6 protein-coding genes are annotated in these 18,045 nt (G+C 56.8%); 1 reads left to right on the top strand and 5 read right to left on the bottom strand.

Going from position 1 to position 18,045, the window contains the following annotated elements:
• Nucleotides 1-289: 289 nt before the first annotated feature.
• From J3U88_RS27220 to J3U88_RS27210, 3 genes are all read right to left on the bottom strand, one after another.
• Nucleotides 290-4,114 carry a PKD domain-containing protein gene (locus J3U88_RS27220; RefSeq protein ID WP_207862166.1) on the bottom strand — a complete coding sequence of 1,275 codons (3,825 nt, stop codon included), beginning with the start codon at nucleotides 4,112-4,114 and terminating at the stop codon, nucleotides 290-292.
• A 172-nt stretch (nucleotides 4,115-4,286) separates the two neighbouring features.
• Nucleotides 4,287-8,351, bottom strand: a complete 4,065-nt coding sequence (locus tag J3U88_RS27215; RefSeq protein WP_207862165.1) for a pre-peptidase C-terminal domain-containing protein — start codon at nucleotides 8,349-8,351, stop codon at nucleotides 4,287-4,289.
• A 748-nt stretch (nucleotides 8,352-9,099) separates the two neighbouring features.
• Complete coding sequence (locus J3U88_RS27210; protein WP_207862164.1) at nucleotides 9,100-11,682, bottom strand: sigma 54-interacting transcriptional regulator; 2,583 nt, start codon at nucleotides 11,680-11,682, stop codon at nucleotides 9,100-9,102.
• Nucleotides 11,683-12,900: 1,218 nt separating this feature from the next.
• On the opposite strand from J3U88_RS27210, the gene J3U88_RS27205 reads away from it, so the two are divergent.
• Entirely contained in the window at nucleotides 12,901-15,153 is a 2,253-nt protein-coding gene (locus J3U88_RS27205; protein ID WP_207862163.1) for a right-handed parallel beta-helix repeat-containing protein, read from the top strand.
• Between the two features lie 257 nt (nucleotides 15,154-15,410).
• On the opposite strand, the gene rseP is transcribed toward J3U88_RS27205, so the two are convergent.
• Both rseP and dxr read right to left on the bottom strand, forming a co-directional pair.
• Nucleotides 15,411-16,769 (bottom strand): RIP metalloprotease RseP, encoded by a 1,359-nt coding sequence (rseP, locus tag J3U88_RS27200; protein WP_207862162.1) that lies wholly within the window; start codon nucleotides 16,767-16,769, stop codon nucleotides 15,411-15,413.
• A 30-nt stretch (nucleotides 16,770-16,799) separates the two neighbouring features.
• The gene (gene dxr, locus J3U88_RS27195) at nucleotides 16,800-17,957 is read right to left on the bottom strand and encodes a 1-deoxy-D-xylulose-5-phosphate reductoisomerase (protein WP_207862161.1); all 1,158 of its coding nucleotides are present in this window, start codon (nucleotides 17,955-17,957) and stop codon (nucleotides 16,800-16,802) included.
• Nucleotides 17,958-18,045: the final 88 nt, after the last annotated feature.

Below are 18,045 nucleotides of genomic sequence, written 5' to 3'. Positions count from 1 at the left end.
ATTTTACCATTTCACTTGATACGGATGTGAATTATGGTGGGTTTATCTGAAATCTGTACTTACTAAGGGATGAATCTGGAAATTAAATGCTTTAGGGAGAACGCTTTGTAAGCGTGCCCTACCTTGAGTCGCTGTCTTCAATTTTGACCTAGCGGGCATGTGTTTTGGATGAGGGAGGCGGAAAGTCGCCTTCCTTCTAACCGTTTTTTGTTTAACGGTTATCTTTTGGTTTTGTTTCATGGTCGGGGATGGTCCCTGTCTTTGAAGCCGAAAATGGTGAATCGAGAAGTTAATAGGGCACGGCGGCGAGGCCCGCGAGTTGTTCGCCGAGGCCGGTGGCGCTTAAGGTGCCGAACAGTTGGAAGCCGCATAGGGAGGCCTGGTCGCCTTCCACGTGGATGTAGGCCGCGTTGGCCAGGGGAGCGTTTGCGCCGAATAGGTCTTGGGCCAGGGCGACCCACTTGCTGTTGGCCGCCAGCGTGTTTTGCGTTTCCGCCACCACCGCGCCGTTGGCATTGTAGGCGCGCACCGTGACCGTGGTTTCGCGGCTGCCGACGTTTAGCAACGAGATGCCGGTCCAGGTGCGGCCTGCCGATAGGGTTAGGTGGGGGAAGTACAGCTCGTCGCTGAGGGCGCTTGCCGCCTGGAGGCCCGCCAAGCGGTTCAGGCCGTGGTCGCCGAACAATTCAAAGCCCGTTAAACGGCCGTCCCCTTCGACCTTTAACCAGTCGACGCTGGTTTCGCCGAACAGGTCACGCGCCGTGCGCAGCAGCTTTCCGCCCGGTGGCAGGCTCATGTTGGGATCCTCAAACACGACCTGACCGGCCGCGTTGTAACCGGTCAGGCGGAAGCTTGCCGTCTGGTCGCTTACGTTGATCAGCGAGATGCCTGTCCACCAGTTGAGGGTGTCGGCGGCGATGTGGGTGAAGTACAAATCGTTGGCGATGTAGGTGAAGTTGGGGTTTTCGCGACGGGTTGGAATCATTTCAATACCCGCCGATTCCCGGTGGCTGTCGGTACGGCCGAAAACCTCGACCCCGGCCAAACCCGCCCGACCCGACGGGGTTTCAAACGCGCCCCAACCTGGCAAAGGCCGGGGAATAACTTGGCTAAAACGCACGTCGGTTTGACTGTCGGCCTTGGCGCTTTGCCGAATCGGGAAACTGCCGTCGGGGCCGTTGAACTGGATGGCGTTGTCGCGGTCGTCGCCGTTGATGACAATCGCACGCGTGTACCAGCCATTGTCGGGGTTGGCGATGTGGGGCACCGTCACCGCCGCCGACAGGTTGGCCGTGCCCGCCACACTCAGCAGCCGCGTTTGGTCCGCGCTCGCGGCGTTGAGGTAACCGATCACGCGGCGATCCGACTGCACCCGCACCCAACGGACCTGGCGGGCGACGGGGCCCTCCGCGCCGTCGCCGAATAAGCTGACCGCATCTTGCAGCAATTGGGCGCCTGCCGCCAAGGTCCGGCTGACCTGGACCACCACCTCACCCTCGGCCGTGAGACCTTGGATGGCGAGCAAGGCTTCCGCCCCGGTTGGATTAACCAAGCCCACCGTCGATTGCAAGTTGCCGTCTTCAACGACCAGCGGGAGAAACAACGAGGGACGTAACGTATTGATGCTAAAGCCGTAGCGCAACATGCGGCGCCGTTTCTCGCCACTTGCCGATAAACGAATTGCCACGGCGTAATCGCCGGGCGGCGCTTGTTGCACCACAAAACTGTCGGCCGTCGCGCGGCTGCTCTGCAAAAGCGTGTCGCCCGCCGCCGTGCGTCGGTAAAGGGTTAAATCCAAGGCTTCGTCGGTACCTTCGATTTGGAAACGCAGGTCGCGTTCCTCGCGATCCAAGCTAAATTGGAAGACGTCGACCGGGTCTTCGCTGGTGAGCTGCAAACCGCTGTAGGAGCCTTGGCCCAACGGGCTGGCTTGGTCGAGATTGTTGTTGGGCTCCAAACGCGCGTCTTCGATTTGTCGCACGGTGACGGAAAGCGTGGCGGGTTGGCTGCTGTTGGTGAACGCGGTGCGCGCGCTCAGCGATACGGTAAAAGGTTCGTTTGCCGCGGAGGCGTTGGGAAACACAATGCCGTGGACGACCGAACCCACGGCCTCGGCGACATGGGCGCCGCCGCCGAAGTTCCAGGTATAGGTCATCGCCAAGCCGTTGGGATCGCGGCCCACGGCTTCAAAGCGCATGCTGTCTCCCGGTGAAAGGGTGATATGGCCGTCGGGAAACACAATTTCAGGTTGCGGTTCTAAGCTGGGATCAATCACCTGGATCAGGCGTGACGCGGGGAAAGGGTTGCTCAGCCCGGCGGCGTCGGTCACGAAGTATTCGATCTGGTGGATACCCGGTTCATTAAAGGTCAGAGGCGGCGGTGTTTCACCGATGTCGTAGAATTCACCGTCGACCCACCATACGCTTTGTAGCGGGGTCTGTCCGTCGGTATCGGTTGCGACGCCGCGCAATGAAACCGTCTCGCCGACAGGCACCGCGTGGACCGCTTCGTTGCTGCTGTTGCGTGCGTTGCGCACGGGTTCGGCGATTTCGGCGTTGGGCGGCATGTTGTCACCGTAGATAAAAAGAGAGTACAGATCGGCGAAGGTCCAGAATCCATGGTGATCCTGCACAAAAACCCGGATTGGGTACCAGCCGGGTTCTTCAAAGGCGACGGGCGTGGCAAGGGTCGCGCCGACTTCTTGGCGACCGTCGCTGAAGTCCCACAAGACGGTGGTGACGGCCTCCGGGTTGTTGGTGGCAATTTCGACGGCAAAGGAAAAGGCGATGCCCCGTGGGCCGCTCAGAAGGGTTTCGCTCGGCGCCGCGGGGCGCACTTGCAGGTCGATGGGTTCGCTTCCCGTTTCCTCGGCGGGAAGAACCTGGACGAATCGGCTTCGGGCCATGGTAGCGGCGCCCATGCCGTCTTCCACCCGCAGGTTGATGCGGTACAGGCCGGGTTCGGTTAAATTGACCTGATCGATAAAGGGCTGGTCAAAGGTCAACGCGGGTTGGCTACCCCAGGGATAACGCTCGATGTCCCATTTGTAGCAGAGTTCGTCGCCGTCCAAATCCTCGGCCAGACCGGAAAGGCCGAGTGGTGCGCCGGGTGGCATGCTGAAGTCGTGGTTGGGTTCAACGATGGTCGCATTGAAGGGGGCGCGGTTGTCGTCGCGAACCCAAATAAACACGCTTTCCACCAGGGGATCGCTGAGTTCGGGGCGCCCGGCGACGCCGCCGATGAAAAACGCCTGGTAACGGCCCGCCGGCCAGGTTTGCGGCGGGGGATTGATGCCTTCGAGTTCGGACTGGGTACCTTGACCCAGGTCGTAAATGTTCCAGTAACCGGTTGCCTCGCCCAATGCTTCGGCCACGGTGACGTCGCCCATCAAGGTAACCGATTCGCCCACCCCGATTTCATAATCACCGGTCACCGCGTTGTTGGCGATGGGTGCCACAATGGTGCCCTCGGCGGGGGGATCGCCTTCATATATATATAGGGCGATGAAGTTGAGGTTGGCTTGGATGTAACCGGTTTCGTCAATCGCGAAGAGGTTGACGTTCCAGGTTCCCGGCGCGGGAAAGGTATGCCGCGGTTCGGTCACGTCTTGCAGCAGGGTCCCGTCACCGAAATCCCAATACAGGGTGACGGCGTGGCCTTGACTGTCGTAACCGTGGCCTTGAAAAGAGACGGGTTGGCCGTGGGGTAAGGCGGCGCGGTCATCCGGCCGGTTGAAAAACGGCCAGGGGGGAATTTGGGCCGCGTCGGCGGCGACGCGCGGGTCTTGCACAAACATCCAGCGGCGGAACGGCGTGCTCTCGCGGCTTTGGTCGTCGCGAACCACCAGGCTGACTTGGTAGACCCCGGCCTCGGGGTAGGACCATTCGGGATTCGCGCCTTCGCCCGTGGTGCCGTTGCCGAAATCCCAGGCATAGGTGAGGTTTTCGCCGCTTGCGCCGGTGATTTCGACGGTTACCGGATCGTTGGGAAACGCCATGTAGCTAAAACTCGGCCCGGCGGCGGTAAATACCGCCCACGGGAGATCGTCTTGGGACCAAAGGTGGGATGGGAACAACACACAAGCACACAGCAGAAGCCAAGGTTTCTTAAACAACGGCATACCCCTAATTTTTTGTACGGCGATCTCTCTAATCTAAAGCGCCGGCGGCGAAATCTCCAGGTATGAGTGCTGAAAAAAGAAAATCTTGGTCACATAATTTTGAATACATAAAAAAAGCGCCGACCCGAAGGTCGACGCCCTTTTTGATTACCGATGTCGGTAAGGATTAGGGGTTGTAGTGGTACGCCTCGAGGGTGACGCCCTCAAAGGCCTGGTACGCACGAATGCCGATGTGGTAGGTTCCGGCACGGGGGTTGGTGACGCGGATCGACTCGTTGTTGCCTTTCAGGTAACCACGTTGGTCGAATTCGTCTTTGTTGGGTTCTGCACCGTAGCGAACGTAGAGATCGCCGTCACCGGTGCCACCGCTCATGGCGAGTTCCAGACGGCCGCGGCCCTCGGGGACTTCGATGGTGAAGTACAGCCATTCGTCTTTATCAGCGGACAGGTCGGTTTCGGTGAAGCCGACGCCGCCTTCGTTCACCAGGAAGCTGACGCTCAAGCTGACATCGTCGAAGTCGCTGTAAGCCCACAGGCCGATGTAGTAAACGCCGGCCTCGGGTTGCGCGATGAAGCAGCTTTCGGTGTTGCCCGTTTTCATGGGGCGACAGTTGAAGTCGAACTTGGTGGGTGCGGCGCCGAAGCGGGTGTAGAGGTCCGCGTCGCCGGTGCCGCCGTCGATGGAGATGTTCAGATCAACCGCGTTTTCGGGAACGATCAAGCGGTAGTAGATCCACTCGAAGGTATCGGCGTTGAGACCGTCGATGGTTTCGCCGTTGAGGATGAACGGAGGACCGGTCAGTTCCAGTTCAACGGTTTCGCTTACGCTGTCGGAATCGCCCAGGTTGTCGGTGACGGTCAGGGTGATGGTGTAGGTGCCGGGGTGACGGTAGAAGTAGGAAGGATTGGCCTCGGTAGAAGTGTCGCCGTTGCCGAAGTCCCACAAGCGCTCAACGATTTCGCCGTCGGGGTCCACGGAGGTGTCGGTCAGGTTAACCGTCACTTCGTCGATGTCGATGGTGAAACTCGCTTCAGGTGCTTGGTTACCGCGTTCCTGGGTGAAGGTGATGGTTTGGTCGGCCACGGTTACCGTGGCGGTACGGGCGTCAGGCAAGGTGTTGGGTGCTGCTTCAACACCGAACATGCCGTTACCGGTTGCTTCGTCGTCGCCGAGAATGGTCAACCAGTCGCTGTCGCTGACCGGGGTCCATTCGCAGTTTTCACGGTTGGTGGTGACTTCGACGCGTGCACGTCCGCCGTCACGGGTGAACTCGGTGCTGTCGGCGCTGAGCTCGTACGAACAAGGTTCGCTGTAGCAAGGCTCAACCGAGGCGATGACCACATCGTCAACCCACCAGCCCGGGGCGGAAATCGAGGTGTCACAGCCGATGCGGAAACGGATCTGCAGGGCTTGACCGGCAAAGTCGCTCAGGTCAACTTCGGTTTGAATGAAACCGTCGCTGCGACCGGTCCAGGCGTCACGGCCGCCCAAGGGGTTGCCGAAGAAGGTGGAGATGTCGTCGTTGTAGCCGTTGCTGACGAAACGGTTGGCGTTGGCGGGAATGCCGTCGCCGTTACCGGCGAGGATGTCGAACCAGTTGGCGCCGCCGTCAACGGAGTATTCCAACACGCCGCCGTCGAAACCACTTTCCATTTGGTAGTTCTGGAAAAAGGTCATTTTGGCGGGCAGGCCGGCAGGCAACATAACCGCTTCAACCAATGCCGCGGTTTGGTCTTTGGTGTCGGGTTCGTCGCTGGCGAACAAGGCGTTGGGCGCGGAGTTGCTGTTAACGGTGGAAATTTCCCAACGTTCGGTACCGCCGCCGTCGCCGTCGCCGGGAACGGTGGACCAGTTGTCGAGACCGGCGGTGAAGTCGTCGCTGAAGACAACGATTTCAGGGCCGACAGCCAGACCGCTGACGCGAACCGTGTTGTCGTCGCGGTTGCCGCCGTTGCAGGGACCGTTGCCGTCGGTGGTGTCGTCCTCGGCACGCACGATGTAGTAGTAGGTCACGCCGGAATCGATGTCGGCGTCGAGGTAACGGGTTTCATTCACGCAGCTTGCGATCAAGTTCGCGCGAGATGGGGTGAAGTCTTCAACGGTAGAGCGGTAGACAGCGTAAGAAACGCCTTGGCCGCAAGAAGGACGTGCTTCTTCCCAAGTAAGGGACAAGGAGCAGATTTCTTCGTTGGTCACGTCGACGCTCTGCAGGCCGGCGAACTCGGGTGGAATGCGGCAGGAACCGGTGGCGGTGACGTCCGCGCAGTTGGAGTTACCGGATTCGCAGTCGCCGAAGGCGCGAACCACGTAAGCGTAGGTGAGGCCGCCGGATACGTCGGTGTCAACAAACGCGTTGCGGGTGATGTCGCCGGCGAGGAATTGGAAGCGCGAGGTGGGGCAGGCAGCTTGAGCGCGGTACACGCGGTAGCTGGTCGCGCCGGGTACCTCGTCCCAGGTCAGCGCAATGCGGTTGTCGCCTTCGTTGGCGACGGTCAGGTTGGTGGGATCGGCGGGCGGATTGTCGCAGGCGCGGCATTCGTCGAAGCCGAAGTTGGCGATGCGGGTGCTCCAGGTGGAGGCCGCGTTGTATTCACCGGTGAACCAGAAGGAACAATCGGTGGAAGGGTCCACGTTCAGCGCGCTGTAATCACCGTAGCGGTTGGAGGCGTTGGCCGTGGTGCCTTCCACGATGGAGTGCTCACCTTGAGGCATGGTGCCCAGGGGATCGGTGGCCAAACGACCGGTGTAGCGCAAGCTGGGCGCTTGGGTCGTGCTGGATACGTTGTACGCCAAGGCGATGTTGCCGTTGCCGTCCATGGAGATGGCGGCCATGAAACGGTTGTCGCTGTCGGGCGAGTAGGTACCTTCTTGGAAGAGTTCCCACGGTTGGTCGCCGCTTTTGCGCAGTTCGAACCAGCGGATACCGCCGCGGTCGTTGCCGTCGACGTCGACGACAAAGTTACCGACCAGAACTTCGTAGGGACCGAAGTTACGGTATTGCAAGCGGTACATCACGACCTCACGCAGGGGGTCGAGGCGCACGGAGGAACCGGGTTGAGGGAAACAAGAGAACGACGTCAAACCGCAAAGGGAGGAGTCGAACTCGGTAACAGGGATCGAGAAGGGACCGACCAACGCGGAGTTGGCGGGGGTGTCGAAGTCAACGTTGAACTCGAAGATTTCGAGGAAGTCGGCTGAGGTGTCGCCGCCGGTGTTGTGTACTTCGTCGTCACGGTGACGCATGAAGATACCGGGTGCGTTCGCGGGAGGCGCGGTGGCACCGTCGTGGTCGGCGGGGGTGATCATTTGGAAGCCGAAACCGCCCAGGTCGGGGATGGTGAACCGTTGCGCGGTGGCGGTTTCACCGGCGAGCATGGCGTTGCGGTCCAGCGCGTACAATGCGGTGTCGGCTTCGTTGGTGCCCACGTAGTAGGCGTCGCCCATGATGCCGTATTTGGGGTAATCCGGGAAGGAAGGGGTGGGGAAGGCGTAAGCGTTCCAACCACCGGCGATGGGATCGTCGGTGCGGGATACGTAAACGCAAAGGATATTGGCGCCGCTGGCGAACTCACTGATCATCCAACGGTTGGCTTCTTGGTCGTAAAGCACGATGGGGTCGCCGAGGCCCGCGCCGCAGCCGCCGGTGCCGAAGCTGTCCAGCGTGAAGGGGCCCGCGACCAAGGTGCCGTCGGTTTTGTCATAGACGGTGAAGGTGGCGCCACCCGCGCCGTTAATGGCTTGGATGTAGTAGTTCAGGCCGACGTCGCCCACGGTGTCGGGAGGGTTAACACCGGCAAAACCTTGACCGTCCATGTTGATGTCGGTGTCGGGGAAAGCCGCGTTTACGGGTACGGTGCCGTCAACAATCGTTTGGTTCCGCAAAAGGGGGTCGATTTGGCCGGCGGGTTTTGGGTTGACTAAGTCGGGGGTGCGGCGCAGACGGGGGACTTCTTTAATCGCGTCGCCGGGTTGCCAGATGGGACGAATCGGCAGGGTGCGTAAGTCCGTTTCGATGATGTAGGGTTTGACGGGATCGCCCACCCACGGTGTGGTGCGAACCTCGGGTTCCGTGCGGGTATCTTGCGCAACGGCCGAGAATGTCAGCGCAACGAAGGTCAGAAGCATAAGCGAAAGGGTGGTGACGCCGGACAAGCGACGTACCACCGGCTGTTGTTCCCACTGGTGTGGATGAGAACAACGACCTTGAGAACGACTTCCAAGGTTGTTCATGAATTGTCCTTTTCTCCGAAACTGAATGCGCCGCGTCAGGACTAAGGACAAGGTCAAGGACGGGGACGGGGCTCGGCGAATTGGATGTCAGATAACCATATGTATTCGCCGGGGCTAATCGTTGATAGGAGCGCGTCGGTTAGCCGGTGTCCGGTTTACGAATGTTCGCGGCAGCTTTTCAGACGGGATATATTTGATTTAGAGCAATCGATAGCAGAAGTGCCTTTAACCTAATGAGCTTGGACTTCGTTGTCAAACCTAAAGTTGGCGGTATACCCGAAAGAACGAGGTGGCGTATCCCCGTGGCGGTGACGAAAAATCGCCGAAACACGGACATATAACAGAAGTCTTATATGGCAATCTGTATTTTTTCACAGCACGGTGTATCTGAAACTGAAATGTTTGCGAGCGTAAAGGTTAGCGCTGTTATAAGCTTCGAAAGTCGGTTCTTGGGTGATTGATGAAGATGGAGCTAACATTGGTTAAATAAGATGTTTAGATTAAATTTTATTGCGGTGCGAATTCTGGCAGGTAAATTTGTATAAAAAAAGTTTTGGGGAAACGCCGCGCCCTGTTTTGGTGGGTTTCACCATATACGTCTCTTGTGAGGTGGGTCACATTGGGGCGGGCGCCGACCCATCGCGGCATCCACGCTGTCACCGGCTTGCGCGGTGATCCTTGCCGGATGATGGCTTGATCCCTTTTTTGTTTTGGGTTCGTTGTATGTGACCGGCTCTTTTTTGACCCTCTATCGGCGGAATTCCCGGTAATCCAATTTCGCGCGGCTGTTTTTGAGAAAGTCGAGGAAGCGGTTGTAATCGCTTTCCGCGACGCCCATCGCCGCCGCCGCCTGTTTGTAGCTACCCTTCGATTCGGTCAAGGCCTCGCGGACCAATTCGACCAATTGACCGTGGGTTAAATCGTGGTTGCGGTAGGGCTTCTGAATGTGCTCCCAAAAGGCGTTTTCCCCGCCCTTACAGACTTGCCTGAACAAGCTGGTACCGCTCTGCTGGGCGGGCGGCCCACTTGCCGCGTGGCGCATTTCCGCCGCCAAGCTGCGTTTGACCGCTTCTTCCGTGAGTTCGCCGTTTTCCGAGAACATCACCAGTGCACGGTTGATAACCGCCTCCAGTTGCCGCACATTGCCAGGCCATGCGTAGTCCTGGAGCGTTTGGACCGCGCGGTTGGAGGTCTGGATCTTGAGGCCCGCCACCTTGCGCTCGTAGCGCGCACAAAAGTGGGTGAGCAGCAGCGGAATATCTTCGAGGCGTTCGCGCAAGGGTGGGATGCGAATCACCAGCGTTTGCAGTCGGTAAAACAAATCCTCGCGAAACTTGCCTTGTTCCACCAGGTTCCACAAGTTTTGGTGGGTTGCCGCCAACACACGTACATTGGAGCTAATATGGTCTTGACCGCCGAGGCGTTGGAACTTCTTGTTGTTGCCCTGCTGCAATACCCGCAACAGTTTAATTTGAACCGAGGGCACGATGTCGCCGACCTCGTCGATCAACAGCGTGGTTTCGTGTGCCTGCTCAATGCAGCCGATACGGCGGTTGGTCGCGCCGGAGAAACTGCCTTTCTCATGGCCGAACAACTCGCTCTGGATCAGGTTGGGGTCGCCGCCGAAACTGGCGAAGTTGGTAACCACCATCGGTTTCTTGCCCCGTTGGCTGGAGTTGTGCAACGCGAAACTAACCATCTCCTTACCGCAACCCGTCTCGCCCGTGATAAGCACGTTGAGGTCCTCACGGCCCGAATTGTTGATTTTGTGGATCGCGTCGAAGACCGCCCGCATCGCGCCCTGGGGATGGCCGACCAAGTTCCCAAAGGTGTACTGCACTTCCTTCGCATGGGTGTGTTGGTCAAAACCAAAGCGCACATCCTGCGCCTGTTTCTGGGCTTCTTCCGTCTCGGTAAACGCTTTGTCCAAAATGCCCGCTTGCAACAAGGCAATCCCGATTTGGTCACAGTAAAACAGCAGCTTGCCCAACTCCAATTGGTGGAAGTGGTGCAACTCCCGGCTGCTGATGCTAAAAACCCCGATAATCTCGCCGCGTACCCGAATCGGTGCGCAAATCTCCGAGCGGATCGCCGGGTTGAACGCGCGGTAATAGCGGTCCTTACGCACGTCCGGTACCAAGTAAGGTTTGTTCATGCGGATCACGTGGGCCGCGATGCTGGTCGGTTCGCCGTTTTTGTCCACCAACGGCAAATCCTTGAGGGGGTTGGTAAACTCGCCCGCCTGACTCACGAACATCAGGCGGTTCTGCTCGCGCGAATACAACGCCAAGGTGCCAAAATCGGCGCCCAAAAAAGGAACCAGGGTGTCGATCAAATGTTGGAAAATCACGTTGATGTCGCGATCCTGCGAGCGAACCCAGTGCTGCAAATAGACCAGGAAAGACAAGGTCGAAATCGGGACCGGTTTGCGTTTCAGCAGCTTCTCGATTTGTTCAATATAATGGAAAATATTGTCCTTGGTCCGTCCGGTCAGGCGCACCACACCCTTACATAAAAGGATGGTATTTCCTGGCTTAAACACAATGCCGGTCATGGTTTGGTCCGGGGGAAACGAGCTGTCCTTGGTGATGTGCTGCCATTCCGCGGTGAAGAAAACCTGCTGCTCGCGGTCTTTCAAATTAAACAACAAGCGGTTGCAATCAAAATCATCTTCTAAGCCCGATTGGTTCAGTGCCTGGTAGGTATCGCCGTTTAAGCGCCGAATCAGCAATACCGGTAGCTCCAGCAGGCGGTTGAACAACTGGCAAATGAAAATCGGCGTTTCCTGCTGACGGATCGCGCGCGTTGCTTGATCCATCACATGCTGTTCCAGGCGCCAACTTAACTTCTGGAACACCACCAACAATTGTTCTTGGCAGCGGTGTTGGATCGAAGCCAAATCCTGCTCACGAATCGTGACCTTGCTTTCCTTCAATCCGAACATGCTGACCAAGCCGATATTGGCGTCGGCCTTTATTTGAAAAACCGCCATCTGGCGGGGTCGGATCGTGCGTTGGAGGTAGAAGGAGCGGGGATCGTCCAGGTCGAGGCTGTCGAAAAAAAGCGGTTCCTGCATCGTCAAGGCCATGGACCGCCAAGAAAGGTTGGCGGCGATGGGAATGTGGCCAAGCGGCAATAACTTGGAATCATGGGTATCGGAGTAAATGCACCGCAACACCTGGGAAATATTATCTTTGATGTCGAAAACAAAACCCCAGTCCTCGCCGTAAATGCCGCGAATTTCGTGGATGAACTTCTGGAAAACATCGATTTCCTGCTGGGGAAGCGCCAGATTGCTTTCGAACTGAAAGGGTGCCGTAACCGACTGCATAATCAACTCCGCGCAAAAATCCTCTAGCTCCGCGAAAATCCACAGGGGAGCCGTACCAAACCACCCACAAAGGACGGGCCAAGAAAAAGCCACCGCAAGGGTGGCTGAGAGGTTTTTGACAATTTATCAGAGTTTAGTAGGGTATGTCTCGGCTTTTATCGATTAAAACCGTGCGCTTCCTCAAGAAAAGGCAGGAAATAGGCGGTTTATCCGCGACTGTGATATTTGGCACGGTGGTTGCTTTACCAGAGCGTCACAGAGTGAAGACGCGGGTGTTTCTCCTCTAACACACCAAAGTTACCAGCAGCGAATTCATTCTGAAACCAAGGAATATTCTTGCTCCACACCTAACGGTTCTCTCCTCTATGCTAGTTTGTGGAGCTGCCGCACGCCTCATTTGAAGTGTGCGGTTTTTTTTTGCCTAAAAGCGGCATCCATGCGGCCAGTGTAACAAGATGAGCGGGTTGCGTAAACTTTAATTTACATTTTGTTTACATTAGGGCTTGTGTTTCTAGTCGTAATTTCCAGGTTTTTTAAAGCACTCTCGAGATCGTCGGTGCGTTACCGCGCTCATCCAGACGAAATGTCCTGCTGTGACGGCGACCTGAAAATCTGTTTTTGGTTGGGCTGATTCGGCCTGAAGCGGTTTCATTTGCGCGTTGGAAGACCATTGCGACATCTTGTGTCTTCAACGGCTCACCCGACGGTTAAGGGGTGTTGGTCCGAGAGAATCCTTTGCATGCCCTTTTTGTAATGGCCCGGCCGTTCAGACGAATGGAACTTTAACGGTGATTTCGTGAAACAGAAGTGCCTCAAGACCTCCTAGGGCCAATGGTTTGTAGAAATCCTCACATAAAAAATCGCTACGACCTCGTATGATCGGTACAAGGTTCATTTATAGCTGAAATGGTGTTTCAGCATCCATGCAGCATAGCGGGTATGAATCCTATAAAGAACACCCTCGATCCGCCGGCTAACCTGTTCTTGTTTTCCCTTCATTTACGCGAAAGGTACCTCTTTGAGCAGTAGAGCTCAGTTCTGCCGGTAAGCATGATGCCTCCTTTTCTTCAGGGGCGCCTTCAAGACGCGGCTAAGACGCAAAAATGCGTGTTTGGGCTCCCCCGCTTAGGGGGGTGGCACTTTTAAAAAAACCAGGGTTTTTATACTTGGCCTGCCAGGCTTTTATTTTAGTGGGAGCCTTGATATGAGGAGCATGTTATGCGCGCGATTTTATTGCTTGTTGTTTTTTTGGGTAACCAGGGGGAAGCTTCGTGTCCCTTTTTGTATTCTGACTGGCCGGTAGAGGGGAGTATTCTTAACATCATTCCTTGTCTTGGGGGAACGGAAAACGAAATACCGTCGATTCAGGCGATTGAACTACATACGGCCAGTCCTGGGGAAACCTACACCGCTACACCGGTTCTGGATCGCGGCGGTGAGGTGCACTGGACCATCGCTTACGGTCCAGATGATTTGCAAATCAATCCGCTTACGGGTCAAGTGTCTTGGCAAATACCTGCTGAAAATCCCTCCGAAAGTTTTTATGTCGGTGTTCGGGCCACGAACCGCCTCGGCTCAGCAACCGAATACTGGATTGTGAAAGTCGGCGGTGGCAATATTTTGTGGGTTGGTCCAAATGAAACCCACCACACCCTCGCCGAGGCATTTGACACCATGCAAAGCGGTGACACACTTGTTATTCGTGACGGCGTTTACCCGGTTTCTTTAACCCGCCACAAAAGTTACGAAAACGCCATTGTCCGTGGGAACCAACCACCGCCCGGAACTGCCGAAGCCTGGACCACCGTGATGGCTGAAAATCCGACCGGTGTGTTGCTTGATGCCTCGGACATTGGTTTTGGCGTTCAGGAGAAGGCGATTCACCTCGTTGGCACCTTCACCCATCCCGACTTTCCCAACACCCGGCCCTCCGGTGTTGCCGCGATCGATTACCTTGCGATCAAAGGGTTGGTTGCGGGTAATACGGGTCAGGATGGTTACGCGCCGATAACCGTGTGGTACGGTCAATACCTCAAGTTCGAACTCTGTGGTGCCTATGATGCGGCCGCGACCAATACCTGCACCGACAGCAGTAACTGGGGCGATTGTAACGGGGCGACCGCCTATTTCCTGCGCTCGCAAAACGTCCTTGTGGAAAGCTGTTTTGCCTGGGGTCATGGGCGCTATTACATTCAATTACGGAACTGTTCCGATTCCATCATTCGCCGTAGTGTCGTGCGCCTAGACGAATACCGCGGGCATCAGCCGCGCGGTGGGATCATCGGTTATTCCTGCCGCAACGTCGCCTTCCAAAATAATATGATTGTGGACGGCGATTCTTCTGAGTTTTGGACTTTTTACGAAAACCACGCCAACCTCTACGGTTTTCCGGCAACCGATGACCAGCAATATCCCGAAAATCTCAGGGTGGAACGTTGTTTGGCTGTCAATAGCGAGACGGGTTTCTCATCACACGATGCCCAAAGCGACGGCGTGCTGACGCTGAAGGATGTTGTCGGCTACGACCTGACCCTAAATACCTCTCCCGAAACAGGCCGACTTACGCCGCTGGTGCATTCGGTAGGGACCACCCAAATCCAGCAAGCTTCGTTTGGGCACATTCAAACCGAAGGCAATCTGCCCTTGGCACGTTCCTTTGTTTATACCCGCGATGAAATCGAGATCGACCGGTCGATTTTCTATCGAATGGGTTGGAACGGCACGCAAATGAATGACCAGGGCCCGCTGATTTGGGCCGGTCCGGGTGATGCGATCAGCATTGACGACAGTCTCGTTTTTGACTACACGCACCCCACCGTCGCCGGTGACGGCGGCGGTAACGAAAGCGTCGGGCAAATTCACACGATGAATCCTACTGAAAATGGTTGGCGTTACCTGCCGCGAATCGAGGCGGACAGTCCGCTGACGGGTACCGGCGCTGCCGGTTCGCGGGTTGGCGCATCGGTCGAAACCTATATAGGAAAAAGCGGCTCGTTGTTTTCGCAAGCCGCCGCACACCAAGAAACAAACCGACCCGCTTGGCCCGTTCCCGCCCAGGAATTGTTCCGCGACCATATGGCCGCGTATTCTTACACCGGGCCAACCCGGACCCAAGGCGTCCAAACCCTTTCCGGTGCGCGCGGGTTCTGTGCTCAAGATACCAATCTGACCCATTACATTTGGGAATACATGGGCGATTTAGCGCCGCCGATGCCTGTTTCCGGCCATGTCGAAAACGGGGTGATGACCTTGCTCTGGAACCCGGCCTCCGGACGTCACCAGGCGCGGGTCAGCGGCTTTCGCGTGTACTTGGTCGGCGATTCGCGGCAACTGCTGGCAACATTGCCCGCCGAAACCTTCCGTTATGAGATACGCGATTATCCGGTGGGAAGCTATCGGTTTCAAGTAACCGCGGTGGACGGGACCGGCAACGAAAGCGGTGCTATTTACACGGTCGCGCTTGAATTGTAGCCTTTGCGCTTAAATCCGCAACGAACCCGACTGGGTCTTTTCCGAGGGTGTGGCGGGTTGGTTAAGTGACACGCGCCTGGGCAAGTTGCGGTGGTTCTCATTCGTTTGAGACGGTGTATCCCAAACCACGATCTGAGTTGAAAAACCTCAAAAGGTACGCTGGAGTGGACCTTTTGGGGTTCCTTTCGGGTCCGATCATTCCGCAAACCGAAAAAATGAGGCACACCATGGCAAACCGGAACCGGGTATATCCGGCATTATCCCGGCAACGAGAAGTACTGCCATTCCTTAACGAAATCCATCAACAGCACCAAGCCCATAAATCCCAGCAGGAAAAAGAAGCCGACCACCTTGATGCGCATCTTGGTTTCCAGGCTGAAATCTCGGCCCGATACCGTTTCAATCAAAATCACAAAGATTTCGCCGCCGTCGAGGACCGGGATCGGCAGCAGGTTGAGGATGCCGAGTTGAAGTGAGAGAAAGGCCATCAGCCCGATGAAAATAAAGATGCCGCTGCGCATGGTTTCGCTGGCCACGCGGCTGATGCCGACCGGGCCGGTAAAAGAGCGGATCCCCAGCTCGCCGCTCGTGAGTTTTCGCAACGCCTTAAACAGCAAAATACTGTCTTCCAAGCATCGGTTCAACGAAGTGCTAAAGGCTTCCATTACCGTGAGTTGGCGGGAAGAATAATCCGTTGTCGGGCGGACCCCGATCAACCAGCGGTCCTCTTTCTTTTCCGGTGCGATGCTGAGGGTTAGGATTTCGTCGCCTCGTTGAACCTTTAGTTCGCTGGCCTCCGGTGCGCGGCCTTCAATCTTCGTGGAGAGGTGCGTGGACTGACCGACGGCTACCGAAAAAACCGGTTCGCCGTTGGCCGCAACGATGTGGTCGCCCGCTTTTAGGCCGCCGCGCGCCGCCGGGGTATCTTCGAACACCTCACGGATGAGCACCCGTTCGTAGGGCATGAACTCGCGCAAGCCGTAACCTTCCACCTCGTGAGCGGGTACCTCCAGGCTCAGGTCCAGGGTTTCTTCGCCGCGCTGGACCGTTAGGGCCATGGTTTTGCCCGGGCTGAGCAGCAATTCTTCGTGAAACTTTTGGTAGCTCTCGATGGGGGTGCCGTCGACCGCGGTAATCTGGTCCATCGCTTGTAAACCGGCCGCTTCAGCCGAGGAATTCGGTTGGATGTAACCCACGGTGTAGGGCGCCTTCTGGTAATCGGGTGTGTACATCGTCAGGTTGCTAAACATCATCCAATACAGAACAAAAGCCAGGATGATGTTGAACATAGGGCCCATTAGCAAAACCAAGAAACGCAACCATTTGGGTTTGTTGTAAAAGTGTTTGGCGTCGTCGGGGATTTTGTCGGTGTAGATGACTTCGCCCATAAAGTCGACGTAGCCGCCGAGGGGGATCAGGTTCCAACGGTACTCGGTGCCGGCGTATTCAAAACTGAACAGTTTTTTGCCGAATCCAAAGGCGAACTTATAAACGCGAAAACCACCTAACTTGGCGACCACAAAGTGGCCGAACTCATGGAAAACAACCAACGGCACCAGCAGCAAAAAAAACGAAATGATGCGGTTGGACAATATTTCTTGAATGATGGATCCCAAGGTCGGTGCCTCCCTGGCGCGCGGTGGTGTTTAGCGACGCTGTTCCTGAACCTGCCGCGCGGCGACGCGGCGTGTTTCCTCGTCCACGGCGAACAAATCGTCCAGGACCGTGATGCGTGTGGTGCCTAGTTGGTCAAGGCACATGCGATTGATACGAGGAATATCGGTAAAAAGTATCCGGTGGTCGAGAAAAGCCTGAACCGTTACCTCGTTGGCGGCGTTGAGCACCGTCGGTGCGGCGCCTTCCTGTCGAAGTGCTTGGTAGGCCAATTCGATGCAGGGGAACTTAACCGGATCCGGTGGGTAAAAATGCAAATCAATGCCGCGGGTGATGTCGAAGGTCTCGAAAGGCGAAGCCAGCCGTTGCGGCCAGGTGAGTGCATATTGAATAGGATCGCACATGTCCGTGCGGCCGAGCTGGCACTTGTAGGAACCGTCGACCGTTTCGATAAGCGAATGCACCACCGACTGGGGGTGGACGACGATGGCGATTTCATCCGCGGCGAAACCGAACAAGAAATGGGCTTCGATGACTTCCAGCCCTTTGTTCATCATGGTGGCGCTGTCGATGGAAATTTTTCGGCCCATATCCCAGGTGGGATGTTTGAGGGCTTGTTGCGGTTGAATCGCGCTCATGTCGCCTTCGTAGGTTCGGAAGGGGCCGCCCGAGGCGGTGAGGATCAAACGTTTGACCTCGGCTCGTTTCTCGCCACGCAGGCATTGGTGCAGGGCGTTGTGTTCCGAGTCGACCGGTAAAATGTCGACTTGGTAATCGCGTGCGGCTTGGCTCATGAAAGCGCCCGCGACCACCATCGCTTCCTTGTTGGCAAGGGCGATGGTTGAACCGCTTTCGATGGCGGCCATGGTGGGTTTCAGGCCAGCCGCGCCGACCATGGCGGAAACGGTGAGATCGGCGCGTAGTTCGCGGATCGCCGCCAACAATTCGGCTTCGCCACACAAGATCTCGGTGCGGCTGCCGCGGCATTGGTCACGCAGCCAGGCCGCGTCGTTAGGGGTGCTGATGGCGGCGTAGCGAGGACGCACATGGCGGATTTGTTCGAGCAGTTTTTCGCGCGAGCGGTGCGCGCTGAGCAGCACGACGTCGAATCGGTCGGGGAAGGCGTCGATGACCTTAAGGGTGGAGCGACCGATGGAACCCGTGCTACCGAGAATGCTAATGGTTTTCATGGAGACCCTTCCACGCAAAATAAGCCGTTATTGTACCCGATTCAAGCCAATTTGGCGCTGGGAATGCGGGAAGGGATCCTTTCAGCAG

Origin of the sequence: Acanthopleuribacter pedis (assembly GCF_017377855.1) — a bacterium.
Classification (GTDB): Bacteria; Acidobacteriota; Holophagae; order Acanthopleuribacterales; family Acanthopleuribacteraceae; genus Acanthopleuribacter; species Acanthopleuribacter pedis.
This window is presented reverse-complemented; position numbering and strand designations above follow the sequence as displayed.

Excerpts from the sequence above, each read along its gene's own strand:
- J3U88_RS27205 (WP_207862163.1), top strand. The coding sequence starts at position 12,901 with ATGCGCGCGATTTTATTGCTTGTTGTTTTTTTGGGTAACCAGGGGGAA.
- J3U88_RS27210 (WP_207862164.1), bottom strand. The coding sequence starts at position 11,682 with ATGCAGTCGGTTACGGCACCCTTTCAGTTCGAAAGCAATCTGGCGCTT.
- dxr (WP_207862161.1), bottom strand. The coding sequence starts at position 17,957 with ATGAAAACCATTAGCATTCTCGGTAGCACGGGTTCCATCGGTCGCTCC.
- J3U88_RS27215 (WP_207862165.1), bottom strand. The coding sequence starts at position 8,351 with ATGAACAACCTTGGAAGTCGTTCTCAAGGTCGTTGTTCTCATCCACAC.